This is a genomic window from Bacillus sp. CR71 (genome assembly GCF_003429245.1).
Taxonomy (GTDB): domain Bacteria; phylum Bacillota; class Bacilli; order Bacillales; family Bacillaceae_G; genus Bacillus_A; species Bacillus_A thuringiensis_S.
In genome coordinates this window covers 5,558,723-5,580,614 of record NZ_CP031748.1, presented here as the reverse complement: position 1 = coordinate 5,580,614, position 21,892 = coordinate 5,558,723, and the positions used below count along the sequence as shown (strand labels likewise).

The following is a 21,892-nucleotide window of genomic DNA, read 5'->3' as shown; positions in this document are numbered from 1 at the left end:
AAAGTATTGAAAATTAAATCAGTGATAAACTAGGGGTGCCTAACGTATGCGTAGGCTGAGAGAGAAGCGCGTGAACTTCTTAACCCTTTGGACCTGATCTGGCTCGTACCAGCGTAGGGAAGTTAACGGCTTTACATAATGATGTCTTTATGAGCCAGGTCCTTATTTTTTTATGGACCTGGCTCTTTTTATTTTGGCATGCGCTGGCCATATCTTGTCCTTGTCACGAACAGGGGGGCAACAAAATTTATGAAACAATCTGTTTCAGCTGAGCAAATTGAATTGAAATCGAGTTTACCAGGGAGTAAGAAAGTATATGTGGATGGACCACGAGAAGGTATGAAAGTGCCGATGCGTGAGATTGAACAAAGCGAAACGAATGGCGTCCCAAATCCACCAATCCGTGTGTATGATACGAGCGGTCCTTATACAGATCCTGCGTATAAGGTCGAGCTGGAAAAAGGCATTCCAACGCCGCGCCACTCCTGGATTATGGGGCGTGGTGATGTAGAAGCATACGAAGGGCGTGAAGTAAAACCAGAGGATGACGGTGTGAAAGTGGCTTCGAAACATACACCTGTTTTCCCGCAAATGGATCGTAAGCCGCTTAGAGCGAAGCAAGGTGCAAATGTTACGCAAATGCACTATGCGCGTAATGGCATTATTACGTCTGAGATGGAATACGTTGCGATTCGTGAAGGGGTAGAGCCGGAGTTTGTTCGTAAGGAAATCGCAGAAGGCCGTGCTATTTTACCAGCGAATATTAATCATCCAGAAGCTGAACCGATGATTATCGGGCGTAACTTCCATGTGAAGGTCAATGCAAATATCGGAAACTCTGCTGTATCTTCTTCTATTGCAGAAGAAGTAGAGAAGATGACGTGGGCTACTCGCTGGGGTGCAGATACGATTATGGATTTATCTACAGGTAAAAATATTCATACGACGCGTGAGTGGATTATTCGTAACGCGCCTGTACCAGTTGGAACTGTACCAATCTATCAAGCGCTGGAAAAAGTAAACGGAATTGCAGAAGATTTAACGTGGGAAGTATATCGTGATACGTTAATTGAGCAGGCGGAGCAAGGCGTTGATTACTTTACGATTCACGCTGGTGTATTGCTTCGTTACATTCCAAACACGGCAAAGCGTACGACAGGTATCGTTTCACGCGGTGGTTCGATTATGGCGCAGTGGTGTTTATTCCATCATAAAGAAAACTTCCTATATACTCATTTTGAAGAGATTTGTGAAATTATGAAACAGTACGATGTTTCGTTCTCTCTTGGAGATGGATTACGTCCAGGGTCTATTGCAGATGCAAATGATGAAGCACAGTTTTCTGAGCTTGAAACACTTGGTGAATTAACCAAAATTGCTTGGAAACATGATGTGCAAGTTATGATCGAAGGACCTGGACACGTACCGATGCACTTAATTAAAGAGAATATGGAGAAAGAGCTTGATATTTGTCAGGGCGCGCCGTTTTACACACTTGGGCCACTAACGACAGATATTGCACCAGGTTATGACCATATTACATCGGCGATTGGAGCTGCGATGATCGGTTGGTTTGGAACGGCGATGCTTTGTTATGTAACGCCGAAAGAACATTTAGGTTTACCGAATAAAGATGATGTACGCACGGGTGTTATTACGTACAAAATTGCAGCGCATGCGGCTGATCTTGCGAAAGGACATAAAACGGCTCATCAGCGTGATGATGCACTTTCAAAAGCACGCTTCGAATTCCGTTGGCGCGATCAATTTAATCTATCTTTAGATCCTGAACGTGCGATGGAATATCACGATGAAACGTTGCCTGCAGAAGGGGCAAAGACAGCTCACTTCTGTTCAATGTGTGGACCGAAGTTTTGTAGTATGAGAATTTCACATGATATTCGTGAATATGCAAAAGAAAATGATTTAGAAACGACAGAAGCAATTGAAAAAGGAATGAAAGAGAAAGCAGAAGAATTTAAAGAAGCTGGTAGTCATTTATATCAATAACACGTTACACCTCTTTACTTGATTGATCACACTGTAGTACCTAACTTTATTATAGAAGAATCCCCATTTGCTAAGACGGTAGCAAATGGGGATTCTGTTGTTTATCCCGCTATTTGTGGGCAGTAAGACCCCCACCTCAAAATTCAGCGGAAGCAAAGAAGTTAGGTCGGGGTCGGGCTGCCCGTAAAAGCCCGATTGGTTAGGGCTAATAATCAGTGGGGGATGAACAAAACCCCCACTGATTAAAGTTTCACTTTATAAGGCAAAGAAGAGGTGTACCCAGTAGAATAAGAGGAATAGTGTGACGACTGTTGTGAGCGGGATAACGATAAGGGATACACTTAAATAGTCTTTCCATTTTACTTTAATTTTGTTTTGTTTCAGAATATACATCCAAATGAGTGAAGCTAGCGTACCAATTGGTAGTAATAGTGAACCGATGTCACTACCAATGATGTTTGCGAGATAGATTGTTTTTAATGTGACTGGATCTAGTCCCATTTCTGTTAATGTGATCGTACCAATCATAAGGGCAGGATGGTTATTGAAGACGTTAGAGAGGATGGATACAAGTCCGCCCATCGCAAAGCTAGCATAGAGTAGATGCTGATTCACAACTGGCTCGAGCCATTGTACAAGTGCAGCTGTTAATCCTGCGTTGTGGAGTCCGTAAATAATGACGTACATAGAGAAGGCGAAAATTAAAATGTGCCACGGTGTCTTTTTCAAAATGTCGACAGGATTTGTTCGTAAGTAGTACCATCTCCAAATGAGAAGAACGAGTGAACCGAGTACCGCAACGATTTCAATTGGTATGGATAAGAAGGATGCAACGAATAGAAGACAGCGCATAAGGAAGACAAAACCTAATACTTTTAACATGAATCTTGTCCGTTTTTGTTTCGTATCAACAGAATTATTTCCTTTTAGTGGATGGAAGTTTTTCGTGAAAAAAATTTCTTCAATATCATATGAAGAAACAGGTAATTTTTTCGGAAGTTTTTTCTTCAAAACTGTATACATGAGCCATGACATAAATAATAAGCCTAATGTTGCAGGTACAAACATCATAGCAGTATGCATATAAAGAGTCATATTAACGATATTTAATGCAATTAAGTTTACGATATTACTTACACCAATTGGTGCACTAGACGCAGTAGCGATTAAAGCGCCACTTAATAAATAAGGAATTTGTTGATGTGGTTTTAATTGAAGGTTTTTTAGAAGAAGAATTAAAATTGGAGTTGTAATTAAAATACTGCCGTCGTTATTAAATAAAAGAGTCATAAGAAAACATAGTAATTGAATATACCAGTATAAACGGTGACCGGACCCTTTTGCTAAATTTGCTAGTTTCGCTGCGGACCAATGGAAGAAACCGAAGCTTTCTAATATAACTGCCATAACAATAGTCGCTAATATTGTTATGGAGGCTCCTCCTATTTTACTAACAATATCTATGACGTCTGGTTTTGACACAAGTCCAGTAATTAGGATAATGCCAGCACCGATTGCTGCTGGCCACGCCTCATTTAAACCTCGAGGCCGCCAAAAGATAACAATCATTGTTAAGAAGAATACAATAATAGTAATCCATATTTCAATGCTCATATTTTGCCTACCTTTCTATTTTCCCTTAAACAGATGTAGCTTGTCTCAAGTTTATATTGGTAGTATATTCAGCAAAAAATAAGAAGAACTAGACGTATAACGAGATGAAGCGAATATGTGTTTTTCATGCTAAAGGACAAGTGTCACTAGTAGTGAAATAACTATTGTGATAGGAGTCTATAAATCGATTGGGCAGTAAGGTAGGAAATGAGATTTATATCGGAAATTTTTAAAATATATCGACTTAACGACAAAATATAACAAGAGGAGTCTATCCCAAAATACCTTTTGGAACAGACTCCAAGGCTATATTATTTTTCCTTCAAAAAAGTACGATCCTTCAAGAATAAATTCCAGAAGAAAATAAATCCTGGTAATAAAATTGCAATCCCAATTGCGTATAGAATGAGCAGTGCATAGAACGTTTCTTTCGTTGTAAAGCTTGTAAATACAGTTACGTCAGGATAAATAATATACGGTAAATGCGCGACCCCGTAAGCATAGCTTGCAAATGCATATTGAGCGACGACAGCTAAAACAGCAATGCGAGGGAATCCTAGTGTGTTATACTTCTTGTTTGTCCACCAAAGGGACGAGTATCCGATAACGAATAGAACAATAGAAACTGTAAACCATGGGAATTGCTTTATTAATCCTTGCATAAGCCAATGTGTTTCTGGATCCATTACAACGAGAGCGATAATCGCCGTAACAAGTGTTGCAGGGCCAAGTATGATGGCATTCCTTCTATAAAGTTTGTATGCATCTTCTGAACCTTGCTCTCTCGCAAAATCAGCAAGAAAGAGAGAGGAGAGAAATAGTTCAGACGTTAGTCCGAAGAGCATATAACAATAGATAACCGGGCTAGAAAGAAGTTTTCCATACAGGAGTACTTCTCTTCCTTCAGACATTGTAATATACGCTCCCTCTGTAACGGGTAAAACGGTAATTAATAGTGCTGGAATTAAGAGACCAGTAATACCTGAAATAACCCGAAGAAGGTACTGATATTTTGGCAAGGAGTAAGCAAATACCATAAATGTACTACGTACTGCAACGAGTACTAAAATTAACATAACTGGTACGAACATAACGGTTGCAAGAGTAAAGGCCGCTTTCGGAAAGAAGCCGAGAAATGCGACAACGACGAAAACGAGAAACGTATTTGTTACTTCCCAAGTTGGTGATAAGTACCGATTGGCAAGTTTGGCAGCGAGCGTTGGATGTTTTGCGTATACCATGCCCCAAAAACCAGCTCCAAAATCGATGGACCCTAATATACTGTATACGAAAATAAGGGCCCATAAGATGATGATTGCAATACTTTCCTCATGCACGAGAATCGCCTCCTTGGTGTTGTAAATCATTCTTTAATGGATGTCTTCTAAAGAATGTCCGTAGAACAAAGACTGTTAAAATAGCGAGTCCAATATATAAAATGATGAATAAAACAAATAAAGGACCGACGAAATCAGCGCGAGTAGAAGCATCGACTGTACGTTGCATACCATAAATTGTCCATGGCTGACGACCGCTACAACTGAAAATCCATCCGAATTCAATACCGAGCATCATAATTGGTCCGCATGCGGCAGCCCCCCAAAGTAGCCACTTCGGTAGTTCTGTCCCCTTTTTTCGGTAAACGAAGTACCAATATAAGAGAGCAATTGCTGCAACTGCAAAGGTAAACGCAGCAGTGCCGACCATTAAGTTGAACAGTGTATGTGTATAAAATGGTGGCCATGTTTCTTGTGGGAATTCATTTAGACCTTTTACGACAGTGCTAGGGTCTAGTCCCACTAATAAGCTAAGCATGTTTGGAATTTCAAGTGCATAGTTTAGTTCAAGCGTATTAGGATCCACAATCCCGCCAATGGATAGCGGTGCGTGTGATGTCGTTTCAAATAAAGCTTCAGCAGATGCAAGTTTTTCAGGTGAGTGTTTATGTAGGGCGATTGCCGATTCGTGCCCTGAAAGCCACATCGTAGCGCCTGTAATAAATGTCACGACAAGCCCTAATAGTAGCCCCTTTTTATGATAAGCAATTTCACGTGTACTTAAATTTTTCTTCAATAATTTAAATCCAGCGATAGAAGCAATGACAGCCGCACCAGTTGCATAAGCCGTAATAACGACATGGAATGCACTTGTGCCAAAACTCGGATTAAAGAAAGCTTTCCAAGGATCAACGTTAAAAACAGATCCATCTGGATTCATTGAAAATCCTGCTGGTGTATTCATCCATGTATTTGCTGATGTAATAAGAACGGCGGATGCCGTGGCACCAAGCATGACGAAAAATAGCGAGATTAATCTCATAAATGGAGGAAGTTTATCGGCTGCATATACGTAAATCGACATGAATAAAGCCTCCAAAAAGAAGGCAAAAATCTCAATTTGGAAGGGAACAGAAATAACTTGCCCAACAATTTTGGCAAAACCAGGCCAAAGAAGTGAGATTTGCACACCGACAATTGTTCCAGTTGGAATTGCTACACCGAGAAGAATAGCAAACGCCTTTGTCCATCTTTTCGCCATAATGGCATAGTCGGAGTCTTTCTTCCAGTGATAGAGTATTTCGCTTATAAAAATCATCAATGAAAGTCCAACGCCAAGTGTTGCAAAGATAATGTGGAATGCTAATGAAGAACCAAAAAATGCTCTTGCTAATGTTACCGTATCCATATGTAAACTCCTCTTCTTTTTTGCCATTATTTTCTGATTGAATTGGAAGATTTATTCAAAAAAACTACCAAAAATATATATGTATTTAAAAAGTGAATATAATAATATAATGTTGTAATATTTTGAATAGAAAGAAATAAGTAGTTGCTTATATTTTGTTTGTTTTTTGCGCAGGAATCTTTTATAATCTTTTATGCGAACATAAGTTCTGTTTTTCGAAAAAGAAGTTTATGTGAAATGGAGAGGGTGTTTTATGTATCCTGAAGTCATTAAAAAGATGGCATTTTCAAAAGAGCATAGAGATTTATTATTGAAGCTATATAATAAAGAAATTACACGTCGTGAATATGATCGACTTGTACAATCGCTATATAAACCTTCTAAAGAGGTTTGTGGGTGATAGAAATGGGGGAGACAATCTAATAGATTGTCTTTTTTAAATTTATGTATGTTCTGATAAAATTAAGGTTAGCCTTACTAGGGAGGTGAAAAGATTGCGGAAACGTTTATATATAGGGATTGGAGTTATCTTCTTAATCGCTTTAGGTGGAATTGTATTTTGGTCAGCTTTACAAGGAAACCGTACAGAAAATTTTATTTTAAGACATATGGTGAATGAAAATGGAACGCTTGCCACGTATCGTTTAGTAGATACTAAGGCAGGTACGGGTGAAGCGAAGGGACGTGAAGCTTTATCAGAATCGGCGGGATTATGGTTACAATATACACTTGATAAAGATGACCAGGCGTTATTTGATGAGCAAGTAAAGGTTATTCAAGATAATTTCGTATATAAGAATCATATCGTTTTATGGAAACTCTCTGAAAAGGGAGAGAGGCAGTCAGCTACAAATGCACTTATAGATGATCTTCGTATTATAGAACAATTATATCGTGCTTATGAAATGTATAAGGAAGAGCGTTATAAAAACCTTGCCGATCAATTAAGTGATGCTGTACTTCGTTATAATAAAAAAGATAATTATTATGTTGATTATTATGATGCAGATGCAGGGAAACAAAATAATTTTGTAACAACATCATACATAAATCCGCGTGCATTCTCTTATATGAAGAAGTACGGTAAAGTTTCTGCTCAGCAATATCAGGAAATTGTTCAATTTTTAGCGGATTATCCAAGGCATGGCTGGGCATTCCCAAAAGAATATAAAGAAGATGGTACATTTAAGTACGATAAAGAAGTGAATCTTATTGACCAATCATACGTTGCATATCATCGAAGTTTAGGTGGTCTTTCATCAGCTGCTTATTTGGAATTTATAAAGAAGAGATTCCAGGAGGATGGAAAGCTATACGGTCGTTACAATTTAGAAACGGGAAAACAAACTGTGAATTATGAATCGCCAGCCGCGTATGGACTAACGATTTTGTACGTACTACAAACAGGTGATACAAAGTTTGCGAAGGAATTGTATGATCATATGTCCACATTCCGAAATGACAACGTATTTAGTAGATATTATGGTGGATATGTAACAGGTGAAAATAATAATACGCATATTTTTGATAATGTACTACCACTTTTAGCTGAAATGGAATTAAAAAAGAGTGACCAATAAAAGGTGCCACCATATGAGGGTGGCACCTTTTATTGGTTGATATAATTTTGCGTCCTAATATTAGAGAAGTAGTCAATCACGAATTCACGGAATTGCTGAGCTGTTTTTGATAAGTATCGCTTTTTTGACCAACTTAATCCGATGGTTCGCTTACAAGCGGGTTCAATAATACGCAACTTGTTTGCTGCTAAAGTAGAGTTTTTTAATAAAGTTAAATTTGGAACAAAAGCGATGCCGAGACCTTGCTTAATGAGGTCGCTAATCACTGTCGGTTCATCTACTTCAAAAGCAATATGCGGAGTGAAACCAGCTTCTTTACAAAATTCATCCGTTAAGTGCCGAAATCCATAGCCAGTATTCATACTAATAAACGGTTCGTCTTTTACTTCATGCAGGTGGATACTTTCGCGGTTTGATAACCGATGGCCTGAAGGAACGACTAAGAAAATTTCTTCTGTAATAAGTGGTTCCCAAACAATTTCTTCTCCTTCAACTGGTACAGAGGAAAGACAAAAGTCAATTTCCATATTTTCCAGTTGTCGTTTCATAGAAGGAGTAGACGCAAGAAATTGCTGGAATCGAACATTAGGATGTTCTCGTAAAAAAGAACCTAGTAGTTCTGGTAATATTCTTGGAATAGAAACGGCCATTGTAATAGAGCCTTGTTGTAATTCGGCTAAATCTTTAATTTCTCGTTCCCCTTCACTTAATTCATGAAAAATACATTCTACCCGTTTTAAAAATACTTTTCCGAAAGAATTTAAAGTAATCTGTCGGCCTTGGCGATCAAATAAAGGGACGCCTAAATCCTTTTCGAGTCTAGCGATTGTTTTGCTGAGTGAAGGTTGCGCGATATGCAATTCTTCAGCTGCCTTTGTCATATGTTCTAGTCGTGCAACTGTCTGAAAGTATTTTAACTGGAGCAGTTCCATTTCGAATCTCCTTTCTATAGACCAAAAGGAATGAATTGATAATTAAAGATGTATTATACAGTATGGAAAGTGACGTGTATAGTAAATCTGTTAAACCATTGTAATGGTGTGAAATTAGGAGAAGGAGTATGTTTCATGAAAGGAATTCAACTTATATTTAAAGATTGGAAAGCGATGTGGCACCATAAACATGGACGTATCGCTTTAATTTTTTTATTAATCGTTCCGTTAATTTATTCAGGATTCTTCTTGGCTGGATATTGGGATCCGTACGGAAAATTAGATAAATTACCTGTTGCAGTTGTGAATTTAGATAAGGGTGCTGTGATGGATGAAAAAACAATTCATGCAGGAGACGATTTTGTTAAAAATTTAAAAGAGAATAAGGAACTGGCTTTTCATTTCGTATCAGAAAAAAATGCTGATGAAGGGTTAAAAGAAGATAAATATTATATGGTTGTTACGATTCCAGAGAATTTCTCTAAAAAGGTAAGTACACTTATGGATGAGAAACCAGAGCCAGCAAAGTTACAGTACAAAGTAAATCCAGGTAAAAACTTTGTAGCAGCTCAAATTGGAACGACAGCTGTTGAAAATATGAAAACAAAAATCTCAAATAGTATTACGAAATCTTATACAGAGGGTGTCTTTTCAAAGTTTCAAGATTTGGCACAAGGATTGAGTGATGCAAGTAATGGGGCTGAGAAGTTACATGAAGGAACGACCGATGCAAAAAATGGAGCGAATCAGCTTGCGGATGGTATTGATCGTTTAAGTGATGGGACATCGAAATTGAAAGAGGGAAGTGAAAAGCTTGCATCCAGTCAATCTGCTTTAACCGGGGGGGCAAATGAGCTGAGTCAAGGAGTGACATCACTTCATAGTGGTATGGAGTTATTAGCACAAGGTGAAAAAACGTTACAATCAGGAGTTAGTGAATTAAGTGCTGGTACAAATGAATGGGTGAGTGGAAGTGAGAAGCTTGCTGAAGGCCAAGTAAAAGCGGATGGTGCAGCTAATAGTGTAAAACAACAATTAGAAGAGTACGTGAAAAATCATCCAGAAGTGCAGCAAGATCCCGCTTTTCAAAAAATTGTTGCTACGTCTAATGGACTAGCTAAAGCAACAAGTACTTTAAATAATAGCCAACAACAATTGACACAAGGAGCGAAGAAGCTTACTGAGGGTCAACATAAGATTGAAGAAGGCATGAATACATTCGGAGTTAAGTTAAATGAAGCTACTGCTGGAACGAAAAAGGTAGCAGATGGTGCATCGAATTTAGCTGATGGATTTACGAAGTGGGGAAATGGATTTACAACAGTACAAGAAGGTGTAAATCAGCTTGCGAGTGGTGGAACGGAGCTGAATAACGGTGCTAGTAAATTAACAAATGGACTTGTTAAACTTGATGATGGTGCGAAAGAACTTTCTACGAAATTGGGAGAGGGCGCAGAGAAGATAGCGGATGTCCGTAATGATGATGCACGCAATACGATGTTCTCAGAGCCAGTTCAGTTAGTGAAGTCAACAGTTTCTGACGTTCCTAACTACGGTTCAGGCATTGCACCATATTTCTTATCACTTGCATTTTATGTTGGCGGAATTATGGCATCGAATATTTTACCTCTTGGCCGCAGACAAAATATGAAGGTAAGCGGAACGGTACATTTTATTAATAAATTAGGATTGGTATATTTAATTGGACTTATTCAAGCGCTACTCGTAGATGTAGTTGTGCTAGGTGTTATGAAACTAGAAGTTGCCAGTGTGCCACTTTTTGTTTTATCAAGTATTGTTATTTCCTTTACGTTCATGACATTTATTCTTATGTTAGTAACAGTATTTGGTCTTGTTGGAAAGTTCTTAGCGGTAACGCTTCTTGTCCTGCAATTAGCGACGAGTGGAGGTACTTTCCCAGGAGAATTAAACATAGCTGTGCTTAGCAAAATTGGACAGTTTCTCCCAATGTCCCATTCTCTTAGAGGATTACAAGATGTTATCTCTTTAGGAGATTGGTCGCAATTACAAATGCAAATTTTAATATTGTTATGTTATCTCGTTGTTGCCGGTGGAATTGCTTGGATCACGAGCCATATACAGCATAAAGAAACGAATGCAGAACAAGTTTCTTAAAATGAAATAAGCTATCCGATTTTTTCGGATAGCTTATTTTTTATTTACGTTCCATTACTGCAAAGTAATTATTTTCATTATCAGCAAAGTTGAATGCTCTACCAGTAGGTAAATCTACAACTTGTCCAACTGTGACATTTTTCTCTGAAAGATCTTTATACAGTTGATCTAAGTTATTAGAGAAGAACATAAGTGAAGGAGTACCTAAGTTTAATTCAGGTTGCATCTTCGCGATTAACGCTTTATCGTGAAGGACGATGCTTGTTCCTGCTTCTTTCGCCGGTGCAATTTCAATCCAGCGGAATCCGTTTCCGTTATTCTCTTCCGCAATGATTTGGAACCCTACTTTTTCTGTCCAAAATTGTAATGTTTCGTCTTGGTTATTTACATATAGCATAATTTGTCCAACTTGATTAATCATAGGTGTCTCTCGCTTTCTTTTTATATGCGTATCATTATATCAAATATATGGCTTGAATAGTTTTTTATGATTTTTTCGGAATACAACCTTCGTCCATTTCATCTTTGTTGTAGGAGAAGGCCCTGTAATCCAAGTATGAAATGGTATTGTGCTACAAATGACCATTGTTGAAATAGAGATAATAGCCGTTAACACAAATAGTAATAGGCTATATAATATAGTATTTTCTTGCAGTGTGAATAAAGAAAGAAACTTTGTGCATAGTTGCAAGAAGAATAAGTGAGCTAAATAAGCACCATACGTGTAATTTCCAATGAAACGTAACGTTTTATATAAGAAACCACGACGCTGTACTATCATAATAGATAACATATACAGTATGATAATTTCGCATACGATATATAAAAACATAGATGGTTTTAAATAGGTAGAAACAGTTAAATGAATAGAGTTTGCTCCGTGAAAACTAAACAACTCATAATTGATGAATAAAAATAAGATGAAAAATAATATTGTTATAAGCGGGATATGTTTCATGACGAATAGACGCCAAGTTTTTAGTGCTACAGCGGCAATGCCACCCATAACGAAATAGAATGAGTAGAATAGAAATGATCGATCTGTATAATGTAAAATTGTTGAACTTGTTAATTTTTCTCCATTAAAAATATAGTGAGAAGAGAACCACATTAATAGAAAATATAGGCACGCGAAAAAGGTCATATATTTATATATGTCTTTTTTATTTTCTGTTCGTTTTTGAAACCAATAAAAAAGTGTGCATAGTAAAGGGAACAATAAGTGAATTTGGAACATCATAATAACGTACCAAAGATGGGGCGCGGCTGTTCCGAGTAATAAACTTTTTATTCCACTTTGTAACGTAATAAGATCGTTTGTTGTTAATAGGTAAAGAATAGACCAAAAGAAATAAGGAATGAGTAAGTGTGTCGCTTTTTCAGAAATATATTCTTTATATACTAATTGCTTCGTATAGTGCCGAATTAAGTGAAATCCAACGATAAATATGAATGCTGGTGCTGAGAATTTTGCAAGGTTGAATAGCATGCCCATAATGAGAGATTGCTCAAGTAAGACATTTCCTTGATTCATTGTATATAATAAGGAACTTTGCAAAACAACAGCGAGAAATGCAATGCTTTGCAAAACTTTAAATTCTGGTGCGCTTTGAGTCATTATTTCCATCTCCTTTTCCATACATGATTATAGTACGGAGAATGGATAATGGATGTGGAATATTTGTGAAGATTGTAACAAATTTGTGGCGAGAGGAGATATCAACTTATCAACAAATAACGACAAAAAGAGGATGCTCTAAACGAGCATCCTCTTTCTATCTATTAAGCAAATTTGTTTTTGATCCAATTCTTACCTTCTACAAGGCGAGCTGTCATTACCGCACAAGCGTTATCTGCTGTTACGTTTAACATCGTTGCAGGTGGATCAATGATTGTACTAATTGCTGCAATAATTGGCAATGCTTCTGGCGGGAAACCGTATAGAGATACGATTAACATTTCACCAATCATACCACCGCCTGGAATAGCACCCATTACTGTTCCTACTAATAAAGAAACAACAAGTGCGATTGCTAATGTTTTCGGTCCTTCGAATTCCATGTTGAAAATACCGAATAAGAAAGCAATTTTTAATACGCCGCCTAAAACAGATCCATCTTTATGAAGTGTAGATCCAAGAAGGACAACTGTTTCACGAACGTCTGAAGAAATACCCATTTTCTTCGTTGCTTCTAAGTTCGCTGGAATACTTGCGGCACTACTACAAGTTGCAAGTGATGTAACTGTAGGAGAGACCATGTTCTTCCAAAATACTTGTACACCTTGTTTGCGACCTGCAAGGTATGCATAGAACGTGAAGAATACAAAGAAGTAGATAAGAGAAGCTGGATAGTATACCATTGCTGCTCGGAAGTAAGTTCCAAGAAGTTGTGGTCCGAATTCACCAACTAATGCTGCGAAGTAAGCAGCAAGTCCGATTGGAGCGTAGTACATAATGAAAGATACAACTTTCATTGAAATTTCTGCACCAGCTTGTAGGAATGTAGCGAATGGCTTTCCTTTTTCGCCAACTGCTGAAGTTGCAATCCCCATTAAGATAGAGAAGAAAATAAGAGCTAACATATTTTCACGAGATAGTAACTTCGAGAAGTCAGATACTGTTAAAATACCGACGATTTGATCTGCAACACTAACAGCTTTGCCGGCTTTGTCAGGTTGTGTTAGTTCTAGTACAACACCTTGTGCTGGCGGGAATACTTTCACGACAATAATCATAAAAATAGCAGCTAAAATACTTGTAAATAAGAAAGTCCCAGCCATACTAGACATAATTTTACCGAAACGTTTTAATCCATCCATATTAGCAATAGACGATGCGATGCTAAAGAACACTAGAGGTACAACAATCGTAAACATTAAGTTTAAGAAAATATCACCAAGCGGCTTTAAAGCAACTGCATCGGCACCCATGAAATAACCAATGAAACCACCAATTAGGATAGAAGATAATAAAATAAGTGGAAAGCGATATGCCTTCATAAATATATCCTCCTATCAATTAAAAAATCATACTGAATCATTATAGCGAGTTAGAGTCCTCTTTACTAGGAGAATACGGATAAATGGAATAGCGTGAAAACCAAGAAATTTTTGTTTTTAAGCTCGGCATACAGCAGGAAATCTAGACATATATATTTGTAACCTAGTGGTGGCAAGGGATGCACCATAACTTAGGTTTAGAAAAAGGGGGAGGGAAGCGGAATGAATATTTTGCTTTGCTGTGCAGCGGGAATGTCTTCCAGTTTGATTGTTACAAAGATGGAGAAAGCAGCAGAGGCAAGAGGGATAGAAGTGAAAATCTGGGCAGTATCAGGTTCTGAAGTGAATAGTCATATTGATAAAGCTGATGTCCTTTTACTTGGACCGCAAGTACGTTATTTATTACCGAAAATGAAAGAATTATGTAAGGAGAAAGGGGTACCTGTTGATGTTATTCAATCCGTCCATTACGGACTTTGTAATGGAGAAGCTATCTTGCAAGCAGCTTTGTCAATGAAACCATGAGGAGAGTGGGATAGATGATACGGTTTTTAGAGAAGTATGTGATGCCGGTGGCAGGGAAGGTTGCAGAGCAGAGGCATTTACAAGCAATTCGAGATGGAATTATTTTAACGATGCCTTTCTTAATTATTGGATCGTTTTTCCTCATTATTAGTGCACTGCCGATACCGGGATATAACGAGTTTATGGCAGGTTTGTTTGGTGAGAATTGGCAGAGAGCTTTAGGGTATCCAGTTAGTGCAACTTTTAATATAATGGCTTTAATAGCTGTTTTTGGAATCGCTTACAGGCTTGGAGAGTATTATAAAGTGGATGCTTTAGCATCCGGGGCATTGTCGCTTGTGACGTTTTTACTTGCGACTCCATTTCAAGTTGCATATATTATACCAAGTACAAAAGAGAGTGTACTTGTAGAAGGCGCTATCCCAGCTGCATTAATGGGAAGCCAAGGGTTATTTGTAGCAATGATTATTGCACTTATATCTACTGAACTTTATCGGTTTATTGTACAAAAAAAGATAATTATAAAGATGCCAGAGACAGTTCCACCAGCTGTCACGCGTTCATTTGCGGCACTTGTTCCAGGTTTTATTGTTGTAACAGTTATTTGGATTTTACGCTTAATTATAGAAAATACTTCTTTTGGCAGTATCCATAATATTGTAGGACAAATTTTACAGGAACCGCTTAGTGTACTTGGTGCTAGTCTTTGGGGCGCAATAATAGCAGTTATTCTCGTTCATGTTCTTTGGTCGTGTGGAATTCATGGTGCTACTATTGTTGGTGGTGTAATGAGCCCTGTTTGGTTGTCGTTAATGGATCAAAATCGAGTTGCTTTTCAAGCTGGGCAAGATGTACCAAATACCATTACGGCACAGTTTTTTGACTTATGGATTTATATGGGCGGTTCTGGTGCAACGCTGGCTCTAGTTGTCGGAATGTTACTATTTGCACGAAGTCAACAATTAAAAAGTTTAGGGAGATTGTCAATCGCGCCTGGTATATTTAATATTAATGAGATGGTAACTTTTGGTATGCCAATTGTAATGAACCCAATTTTATTAATTCCATTTATATTGGTTCCAGTTGTGTTAACAATTGTTTCTTACTTTGCAATGGAATGGGGATGGGTCGCACGTCCGAGTGGGGCGGCTGTACCTTGGACGACACCTATTCTTTTCAGTGGATATTTAGGATCGGGTGGGAAAATTTCAGGTGTTGTTTTACAACTCGTCAACTTTGCGCTTGCATTCTTCATTTATTTACCGTTCTTAAAAATATGGGATAAACAAAAAGTAGCAGAAGAAAAGGGGGAGTGAAGAAGTAAAATGGATACGATAGAGACGAAAGCTTTTCATTTAATTTTGCATGGAGGAAACGCGAGAAGTTGTTCAATGGAAGCAATTGATTGTGCGAAGCGTGGGGAGTTTACAGAAGCAGAAGCTAAATTACAAGAAGCGCTAGAGGAATTAAAAGAGGCGCACCGTGTACAAACGGAGCTTATACAGAAAGAGGCTGGTGGCGAAAAGACCGAAGTTACTCTTTTAATGGTACACGCGCAAGATCATTTAATGAATGCAATTACAGTGAAAGAATTAGCAAGTGAGTTTGTAGAGTTATATAGGAAGATGTCGGTGGATGAATGAACCTTGCTTATGCAAGGTTTTTTTATCTAGAATTAACGGGCAGTAAAACTCCCACCTCAAAATGTGGCTGGAGCAAGGAAGTTAGGAGGGAGCTTAACTTTCCGTAAAGGCCCGATTGGTTCAACTAATAATTAGTGGGAGATGAACAAAACCCCCACTAATTAAAGTTTCACTTTATGTATATGCCTGTACCATCAGTGGAATGTTCATCCCACTGATGGTATTTACAATCCTCCTTTTTCCGGATGAGTAAGAGTTATAATTAATCGGCAGTAACAATTTCTCCTATACCACGAATTAATCTTTTTATATGCATCCGCTCCGGTTTTAATATATTTACGATATAATCAATCGCAATTTGTGGTTCAACGGTTGTACCGCAAGTATAACAGTCAATAGCTGCAAAATTTTGTTCCGGGTAAGTGTGAATGGAAAGATGGCTTTCTGATAATAACACTAATACAGTAACACCATATGGCTGGAATTCTTTTTTACTTACGTTTAAAACATGGGCACCAGAGCAATCTGCAGCTGTAACTAAATGATATTCTAAAAAGTGCGTATCATCTAGTAGAGAAAAATCTACTCCCCATAAATCTACTATTATATGCTTGCCAAAAGTAGAATATTCCATAGGCAACACTCCTTACTATAATATCGTCAAAACTTCATTTCCTGTTTGTAGCATTGATGTAGGATAAGGTTCGATTCTGAATTTAAAAGAGCGAGGTTGCGTTGTTCTAGATGTTCTTCTTTAAATTGAAATAAAGGAAAAAGAAGAGCAGGCAAGGTTCGAGGAGTTGGTACTACATATAATTGTTCAATTTGATCTAGTACATAGGCAGAATTAGCAGCGATATGAAATCCCCAGTCAGTTCCAAAAGAAGGAACGATTGTATGATAACTTTTCACAGTTAGTCCAGCATGTTCAATTGTATTACCGATGCTCCAGTATACTAGTGGTGCATCAGCAGGTGAATTAGATTGGCAGACGAATGCGCCATCTTCTGTTAAGAATGTAGCTATACGAGCAAAAAGTTCGCTTGTATATAAAGTACTTAACAACTCTGTCGCTGGGTCTGGGAAATCAATAATGATTACATCGTATAAAGAGGAAGGAGAGCTTAAAAACTCTTTTGCATCGCATACGTGTGTATTTACACGATTATCAAAAAATGCACTTTTGTTTAAAGAAACTAATTCTGGAACATTACGAGCCATATCAATCATCGATCCATCTAAGTCAACAAGGTCTACATGTAGTACAGTTTCATATTTTAAAACTTCTCGCAGGGCAAGACCATCGCCACCGCCTAATATGAGAACACGTTTTGGATCAATTACTTTTGACATAATTGGATGTACAAGTGCTTCATGATAAATTTGCTCATCGACGGAGCTGAATTGTAGTTGCTTGTCCAAGTATAAGCGAATATCGTTTACTTGGACTAAATTAATATTTTGATAATTACTCTTTTCTTTAAATAAATTTGTATGTTCACCAGCTTGTATTTCCTTTAGAGAAATTTCATCCCACACATCTAAGTTGTGTGAATCTGTGGGTACTATAATTACATTTTCTGATTGTACTTGTTTATCCTGTTTATCTTGTTTGTCTTGTGTATCGTGCTTGTCCTGCTGTTCTAGTTCAAATTTGTCAGAGTCTACTTCAGAACGCTTGTCTTTTTTATAGCTTTTTATTCTATAAATCTTTATTTTGCTTTGTTTTCTATGTTTTGGCATAGGAATCTCCTTTCGAATTGTGTTATTTTACTCTATTCTATGTAATCTAGTAGAATTTGCTTGGACAATAGATAGAAGAGTGTGTTCAAGAGCATGTTGTTTTTTTACTAGATTCTACGATGAAAGATTTTTTAGTGTTTTTTTATGTTAAGCATAACTAGACAACTAAACACTAATCTATTTTCATACAGTTATGTGTTAAAAGCGTGTTGTTTTATAACACACTGTGTGTTTTTTGAGTAACACACTAATTGAAAGCGTTAACACACAAAGAAAACAGTCGAAAAAGTGCTGATTTTAGTGGTTTTAAAAAGTTGGCACGCTAATTGCATTAATAAATAGCGTAAAGAAAAATAAATAAAACATAAATTTTTTATACTACACAAGGGGGATTTTCAAATGAATATTTTATTATGTTGCTCAGCAGGGATGTCTACAAGTTTACTAGTTACAAAAATGGAAGCGGCCGCAAAAGCTCGCGGTCTAGAAGGAAAGATTTGGGCTGTATCTGGGGATGCAGTAAAAACAAATATCGATCAAGCAGATGTATTATTACTAGGACCACAAGTTCGTTACATGCTTTCTTCAATGAAAACGCTTGCTGACGAGAGAAACGTTGGAATCGACGTTATCAATCCAATGCACTACGGCATGATGAATGGAGAAGCAGTTTTAGATCACGCATTAACACTTAAAAAATAATTAGGGGGGAAGCGAAATGCAAAAGTTTATTGCATTTATGGAGAAATATTTAGTTCCAGTCGCAGGTAGAATTGGATCGCAGCGCCACTTAGTTGCAATCCGTGACGGATTTATCGCAGTTATGCCTCTTATTTTAGTTGGATCATTTGCAGTACTTATAAATAACTTACCAATTGATGCTTTCCAAAACTTTATGAAGGGCACATTTGGTGACGCTTGGAAAGATGTCGGTGGCGGTATGTGGACTGGTTCCTTTGCTATACTCGCCCTCATAGTCGCAGTTGGGATAAGTTACAATTTAGCGAAATCTTACGGCGTCGATGCGTTGTCAGCAGCAATCATTACATTCGGTGCATTAATTATTATTTCTCCGACAACGCCAAAAGAAGGCGGTATTGATTTAGCGTGGACAGGGGCACAAGGTCTATTCGTTTCCATTATAGTGGCTCTTCTTGTAACAGAAGTGTTTAGATTCTTTGTTCAAAGGGATATTACAATTAAAATGCCAGATGGTGTTCCACCCGCAGTAATGAAATCATTCGCAGCGTTAGTTCCAGCATTCGTTATTTTGATTGTAACAGCAGGTATTCAATTAGCTGTGAAACTTGCGGGAACAAGCATTCATAAAATGGTATTTGAAACAATTCAATTACCATTACAAGGTTTAGCGGGTACATTACCAAGTGCAATTATTATCGCGTTACTTATTCACGTATTATGGTTCTTCGGATTACATGGTCCAAATATTATTGGGGGGATTATTGACCCAATCTATTTACCAGCATTAGAGAAAAATATGAAATTATTTAATGATGGTATGTCTGCATATGACGTACCGCATATCTTCACAAAACCATTCTTTGATGTATACGTATATATCGGGGGATCGGGTGCAACGTTAGCGTTCTTAGTGGCAGTAATGCTTGTAGCGAAAAGTGCGCAGCTTCGCGGTGTAGGCCGTGTATCTATCGGTCCTGGTTTCTTTAATATTAACGAACCAGTTATTTTCGGTACGCCAATTGTATTAAACCCAACGTTAATTATCCCATTCGTACTTACACCGGTTGTATTAGTTATTACTTCTTATACAGCAATCACTTTAGGATGGGTACCAAAAACAGTTGCGTTAGTTCCATGGACAATGCCACCAATCTTTAGTGGTTATCTTGTATCAGGCGGAAGCATCGCTGGTGCAGCACTACAAGTGGTGAACTTTGCTATTGCGGTAGTAATTTACTATCCATTTGTATTAATGTGTGACCGTACTTATGTACAGGCTGCAAAAGCTGAAACAAAAGGAAGCGACAATTCAGTATCACTTTAAAAAATATTATTCTGGCGAGTTCCTATAGCTCGTCAGAATAATTACCTTTATATCATGTTCAAAAAGATGAAAAACATCTATATGAACACTAAACTATCATTAATAAATTCATACTTTAATAGACATGTTCAAACTGAAGGGGTATTTAAATCGGTTGAACCTTATAGAGAGGGCGGTAATTATGATGACTACAGCAGAACAAATTCCATTCCAATTGATTTTAAATAGTGGTAACGCACGAAGCTTTGCGATGGAGGCACTTCAATTTGCCAAACAGGGGAAAATGGTAGAAGCAGATGAAGCGATGGTAAAGGCGAAAGAAGCGATTAATGAAGCGCATCATTTCCAAACAGAGCTCATACAATCAGAAGCAAGAGGAGAAAAAACAGAGGTTAGTGTTCTTTTAATTCACGCACAAGATCATTTAATGAATGCGATTACAGTGAAAGAATTAGCAGCAGAGTTTATCGATCTTTATAAAAAGCTTGAAGCGAAAGGGGAATAAAGCATGACTGGAATTAAAATTGCTACAATCGGCGGTGGATCTAGTTATACACCAGAGTTAATTGAAGGATTTATTAAACGTTATGATGAGCTTCCTGTTCGTGAAATTTGGTTAGTAGATATTGAGGCAGGAAAAGAAAAGTTAGAAATTGTTGGTAACTTAGCGAAACGTATGGTGAAAAAATCTGGTTTACCAATCGAGGTACATTTAACACTTGATCGCCGTGAGGCATTAAAAGATGCAGACTTCGTAACAACACAACTTCGCGTTGGTTTATTAGAAGCACGTGCAAAAGATGAAGCAATCCCATTAAAATATGATGTAATCGGTCAGGAAACGAATGGTCCTGGTGGTTTATTCAAAGCACTGAGAACGATTCCTGTTATTTTAGATATTTGTAAAGATATGGAGGAGCTTTGTCCGAATGCATGGCTAATTAACTTTGCGAACCCAGCTGGTATGGTAACAGAAGCTGTCCTTCGTTATACAAATATTCAAAGAGTAGTTGGTCTATGTAACGTTCCAATCGGAATCCGCATGGGTCTTGCAAGATTACTTGAAGTAGATGCAAGTCGTGTCCACGTTGATTTTGCAGGTTTAAATCATATGGTATACGGACTAGATGTATACTTAGATGGCGTAAGTGTAATGGATCGTGTGTTAGAGCTTGTAACAGATCCGGAAAAGCAAATTACGATGGAAAATATCGCAGCGCTTAACTGGGAACCAGACTTTATTCGCGGTCTTCGTGCAATTCCATGTCCATATCATCGTTATTACTACAAAACACGTGAAATGTTAGAAGAAGAAAAAGAAGCTTCTGTTGAAAAAGGTACACGTGCAGAAGTAGTAAAACAATTAGAAAATGATTTATTTGAGTTATATAAAGACCCGAATTTAGATATTAAACCACCACAATTAGAAAAACGTGGCGGCGCTTATTATAGTGACGCAGCATGTAGCTTAATTACGTCTATTTACAACAATAAAGGTGATATCCAGCCTGTTAATACACGAAACAACGGAACAATTGCAAGCTTACCAGATGATTCTGCTGTTGAAGTGAACTGTATTATTACGAAAGAAGGTCCAAAACCAATTGCGGTCGGAGATCTTCCAGTACCAGTTCGCGGTTTAGTACAGCAAATTAAATCATTTGAGCGCACAACAATTGAAGCTGCTGTTACAGGTGATTATCATAAAGCGCTGCTTGCTATGACAATTAATCCACTTGTACCATCAGATACAGTTGCAAAACAAATTTTAGATGAAATGTTGGAAGCACATAAAGAATATCTTCCGCAGTTCTTCAAAAAGGTAGAGAAGTAAAAGCGGCGCTATTTAGCCCGCTTTTTTTATTCTATCCCACTTTAATGGGCAGTAAGAAGTAAGACCACTACCTCAAAATTCAGCGAAAACAAAGAAATTAGGTGGGGGATCAACTGCCCATAAAAGTCCGATTGGTTCAACTAATAATCAGTGGGGGGGAGAAA

The 21,892-nt window shown here is 37.7% G+C and carries 20 protein-coding genes and 1 riboswitch; of the genes, 11 read left to right on the top strand and 9 right to left on the bottom strand.

Going from position 1 to position 21,892, the window contains the following annotated elements; translation table 11 throughout:
- The first annotated feature begins 21 nt into the window (after positions 1-21).
- Positions 22-137: riboswitch (TPP riboswitch) on the top strand.
- A gap of 112 nt (positions 138-249) precedes the next feature.
- Positions 250-2,010 (top strand): phosphomethylpyrimidine synthase ThiC, encoded by a 1,761-nt coding sequence (gene thiC, locus DOS87_RS28325; protein WP_151525210.1) that lies wholly within the window; start codon positions 250-252, stop codon positions 2,008-2,010.
- 255 nt (positions 2,011-2,265) lie between these two features.
- On the opposite strand, the gene DOS87_RS28320 is transcribed toward thiC, so the two are convergent.
- From DOS87_RS28320 to cydA, 3 genes are all read right to left on the bottom strand, one after another.
- Positions 2,266-3,624, bottom strand: coding sequence for an arsenic transporter (locus tag DOS87_RS28320; protein ID WP_000021125.1), 1,359 nt, complete (start codon positions 3,622-3,624; stop codon positions 2,266-2,268).
- A 311-nt stretch (positions 3,625-3,935) separates the two neighbouring features.
- Positions 3,936-4,961 (bottom strand): cytochrome d ubiquinol oxidase subunit II, encoded by a 1,026-nt coding sequence (locus DOS87_RS28315; RefSeq protein ID WP_000544189.1) that lies wholly within the window; start codon positions 4,959-4,961, stop codon positions 3,936-3,938.
- Positions 4,954-6,309, bottom strand: a complete 1,356-nt coding sequence (gene cydA, locus DOS87_RS28310; protein ID WP_000381974.1) for a cytochrome ubiquinol oxidase subunit I — start codon at positions 6,307-6,309, stop codon at positions 4,954-4,956. The genes DOS87_RS28315 and cydA overlap by 8 nt, the downstream gene beginning before the upstream one ends.
- Before the next feature lie 253 nt (positions 6,310-6,562).
- Here cydA and DOS87_RS28305 point away from each other — a divergent pair, with 253 nt between their 5' ends.
- On the top strand, positions 6,563-6,709 hold the full coding sequence (locus tag DOS87_RS28305; RefSeq protein WP_098425232.1) for a hypothetical protein: 147 nt from the start codon (positions 6,563-6,565) through the stop codon (positions 6,707-6,709).
- 94 nt (positions 6,710-6,803) lie between these two features.
- Positions 6,804-7,889 carry a hypothetical protein gene (locus tag DOS87_RS28300; RefSeq protein WP_001231674.1) on the top strand — a complete coding sequence of 362 codons (1,086 nt, stop codon included), beginning with the start codon at positions 6,804-6,806 and terminating at the stop codon, positions 7,887-7,889.
- Positions 7,890-7,918: 29 nt separating this feature from the next.
- Here DOS87_RS28300 and DOS87_RS28295 read toward each other — a convergent pair whose 3' ends face one another.
- Positions 7,919-8,821 carry a LysR family transcriptional regulator gene (locus tag DOS87_RS28295; RefSeq protein WP_097980965.1) on the bottom strand — a complete coding sequence of 301 codons (903 nt, stop codon included), beginning with the start codon at positions 8,819-8,821 and terminating at the stop codon, positions 7,919-7,921.
- A 135-nt stretch (positions 8,822-8,956) separates the two neighbouring features.
- On the opposite strand from DOS87_RS28295, the gene DOS87_RS28290 reads away from it, so the two are divergent.
- Positions 8,957-10,957 carry a YhgE/Pip domain-containing protein gene (locus tag DOS87_RS28290; RefSeq protein ID WP_000676322.1) on the top strand — a complete coding sequence of 667 codons (2,001 nt, stop codon included), beginning with the start codon at positions 8,957-8,959 and terminating at the stop codon, positions 10,955-10,957.
- A 40-nt stretch (positions 10,958-10,997) separates the two neighbouring features.
- Here DOS87_RS28290 and DOS87_RS28285 read toward each other — a convergent pair whose 3' ends face one another.
- The 3 genes from DOS87_RS28285 to DOS87_RS28275 form a co-directional block, all read right to left on the bottom strand.
- A complete protein-coding gene (locus DOS87_RS28285; protein WP_098425230.1) occupies positions 10,998-11,378 on the bottom strand; it encodes a VOC family protein in 381 nt (126 codons plus the stop codon).
- A 39-nt stretch (positions 11,379-11,417) separates the two neighbouring features.
- The gene (locus DOS87_RS28280) at positions 11,418-12,575 is read right to left on the bottom strand and encodes an acyltransferase (RefSeq protein WP_000194338.1); all 1,158 of its coding nucleotides are present in this window, start codon (positions 12,573-12,575) and stop codon (positions 11,418-11,420) included.
- 164 nt (positions 12,576-12,739) lie between these two features.
- A complete protein-coding gene (locus tag DOS87_RS28275) occupies positions 12,740-13,957 on the bottom strand; it encodes a dicarboxylate/amino acid:cation symporter (RefSeq protein WP_000649376.1) in 1,218 nt (405 codons plus the stop codon).
- Between the two features lie 222 nt (positions 13,958-14,179).
- Here DOS87_RS28275 and DOS87_RS28270 point away from each other — a divergent pair, with 222 nt between their 5' ends.
- The 3 genes from DOS87_RS28270 to DOS87_RS28260 are packed head-to-tail and all read left to right on the top strand — an operon-like array spanning position 14,180 to position 16,125.
- Positions 14,180-14,482, top strand: a complete 303-nt coding sequence (locus DOS87_RS28270; protein WP_001023546.1) for a PTS sugar transporter subunit IIB — start codon at positions 14,180-14,182, stop codon at positions 14,480-14,482.
- Between the two features lie 14 nt (positions 14,483-14,496).
- A complete protein-coding gene (gene celB / locus DOS87_RS28265; RefSeq protein WP_000617788.1) occupies positions 14,497-15,798 on the top strand; it encodes a PTS cellobiose transporter subunit IIC in 1,302 nt (433 codons plus the stop codon).
- Positions 15,799-15,807: 9 nt separating this feature from the next.
- A complete protein-coding gene (locus DOS87_RS28260; RefSeq protein WP_000379645.1) occupies positions 15,808-16,125 on the top strand; it encodes a PTS sugar transporter subunit IIA in 318 nt (105 codons plus the stop codon).
- Between the two features lie 262 nt (positions 16,126-16,387).
- On the opposite strand, the gene speD is transcribed toward DOS87_RS28260, so the two are convergent.
- Together speD and DOS87_RS28250 are read right to left on the bottom strand one after the other, a co-directional pair.
- Complete coding sequence (speD, locus tag DOS87_RS28255; protein ID WP_000456838.1) at positions 16,388-16,759, bottom strand: adenosylmethionine decarboxylase; 372 nt, start codon at positions 16,757-16,759, stop codon at positions 16,388-16,390.
- Between the two features lie 26 nt (positions 16,760-16,785).
- The gene (locus DOS87_RS28250; protein ID WP_001123951.1) at positions 16,786-17,868 is read right to left on the bottom strand and encodes a polyamine aminopropyltransferase; all 1,083 of its coding nucleotides are present in this window, start codon (positions 17,866-17,868) and stop codon (positions 16,786-16,788) included.
- 399 nt (positions 17,869-18,267) lie between these two features.
- On the opposite strand from DOS87_RS28250, the gene DOS87_RS28245 reads away from it, so the two are divergent.
- The 4 genes from DOS87_RS28245 (at position 18,268) to celF (ending at position 21,728) form a co-directional block, all read left to right on the top strand.
- Entirely contained in the window at positions 18,268-18,570 is a 303-nt protein-coding gene (locus tag DOS87_RS28245) for a PTS sugar transporter subunit IIB (RefSeq protein ID WP_001023569.1), read from the top strand.
- 16 nt (positions 18,571-18,586) lie between these two features.
- Complete coding sequence (celB, locus tag DOS87_RS28240) at positions 18,587-19,894, top strand: PTS cellobiose transporter subunit IIC (protein WP_001168848.1); 1,308 nt, start codon at positions 18,587-18,589, stop codon at positions 19,892-19,894.
- Positions 19,895-20,075: 181 nt separating this feature from the next.
- The gene (locus tag DOS87_RS28235; protein WP_000989059.1) at positions 20,076-20,399 is read left to right on the top strand and encodes a PTS lactose/cellobiose transporter subunit IIA; all 324 of its coding nucleotides are present in this window, start codon (positions 20,076-20,078) and stop codon (positions 20,397-20,399) included.
- A gap of 3 nt (positions 20,400-20,402) precedes the next feature.
- The gene (gene celF, locus DOS87_RS28230) at positions 20,403-21,728 is read left to right on the top strand and encodes a 6-phospho-beta-glucosidase (RefSeq protein WP_000145760.1); all 1,326 of its coding nucleotides are present in this window, start codon (positions 20,403-20,405) and stop codon (positions 21,726-21,728) included.
- Positions 21,729-21,892: the final 164 nt, after the last annotated feature.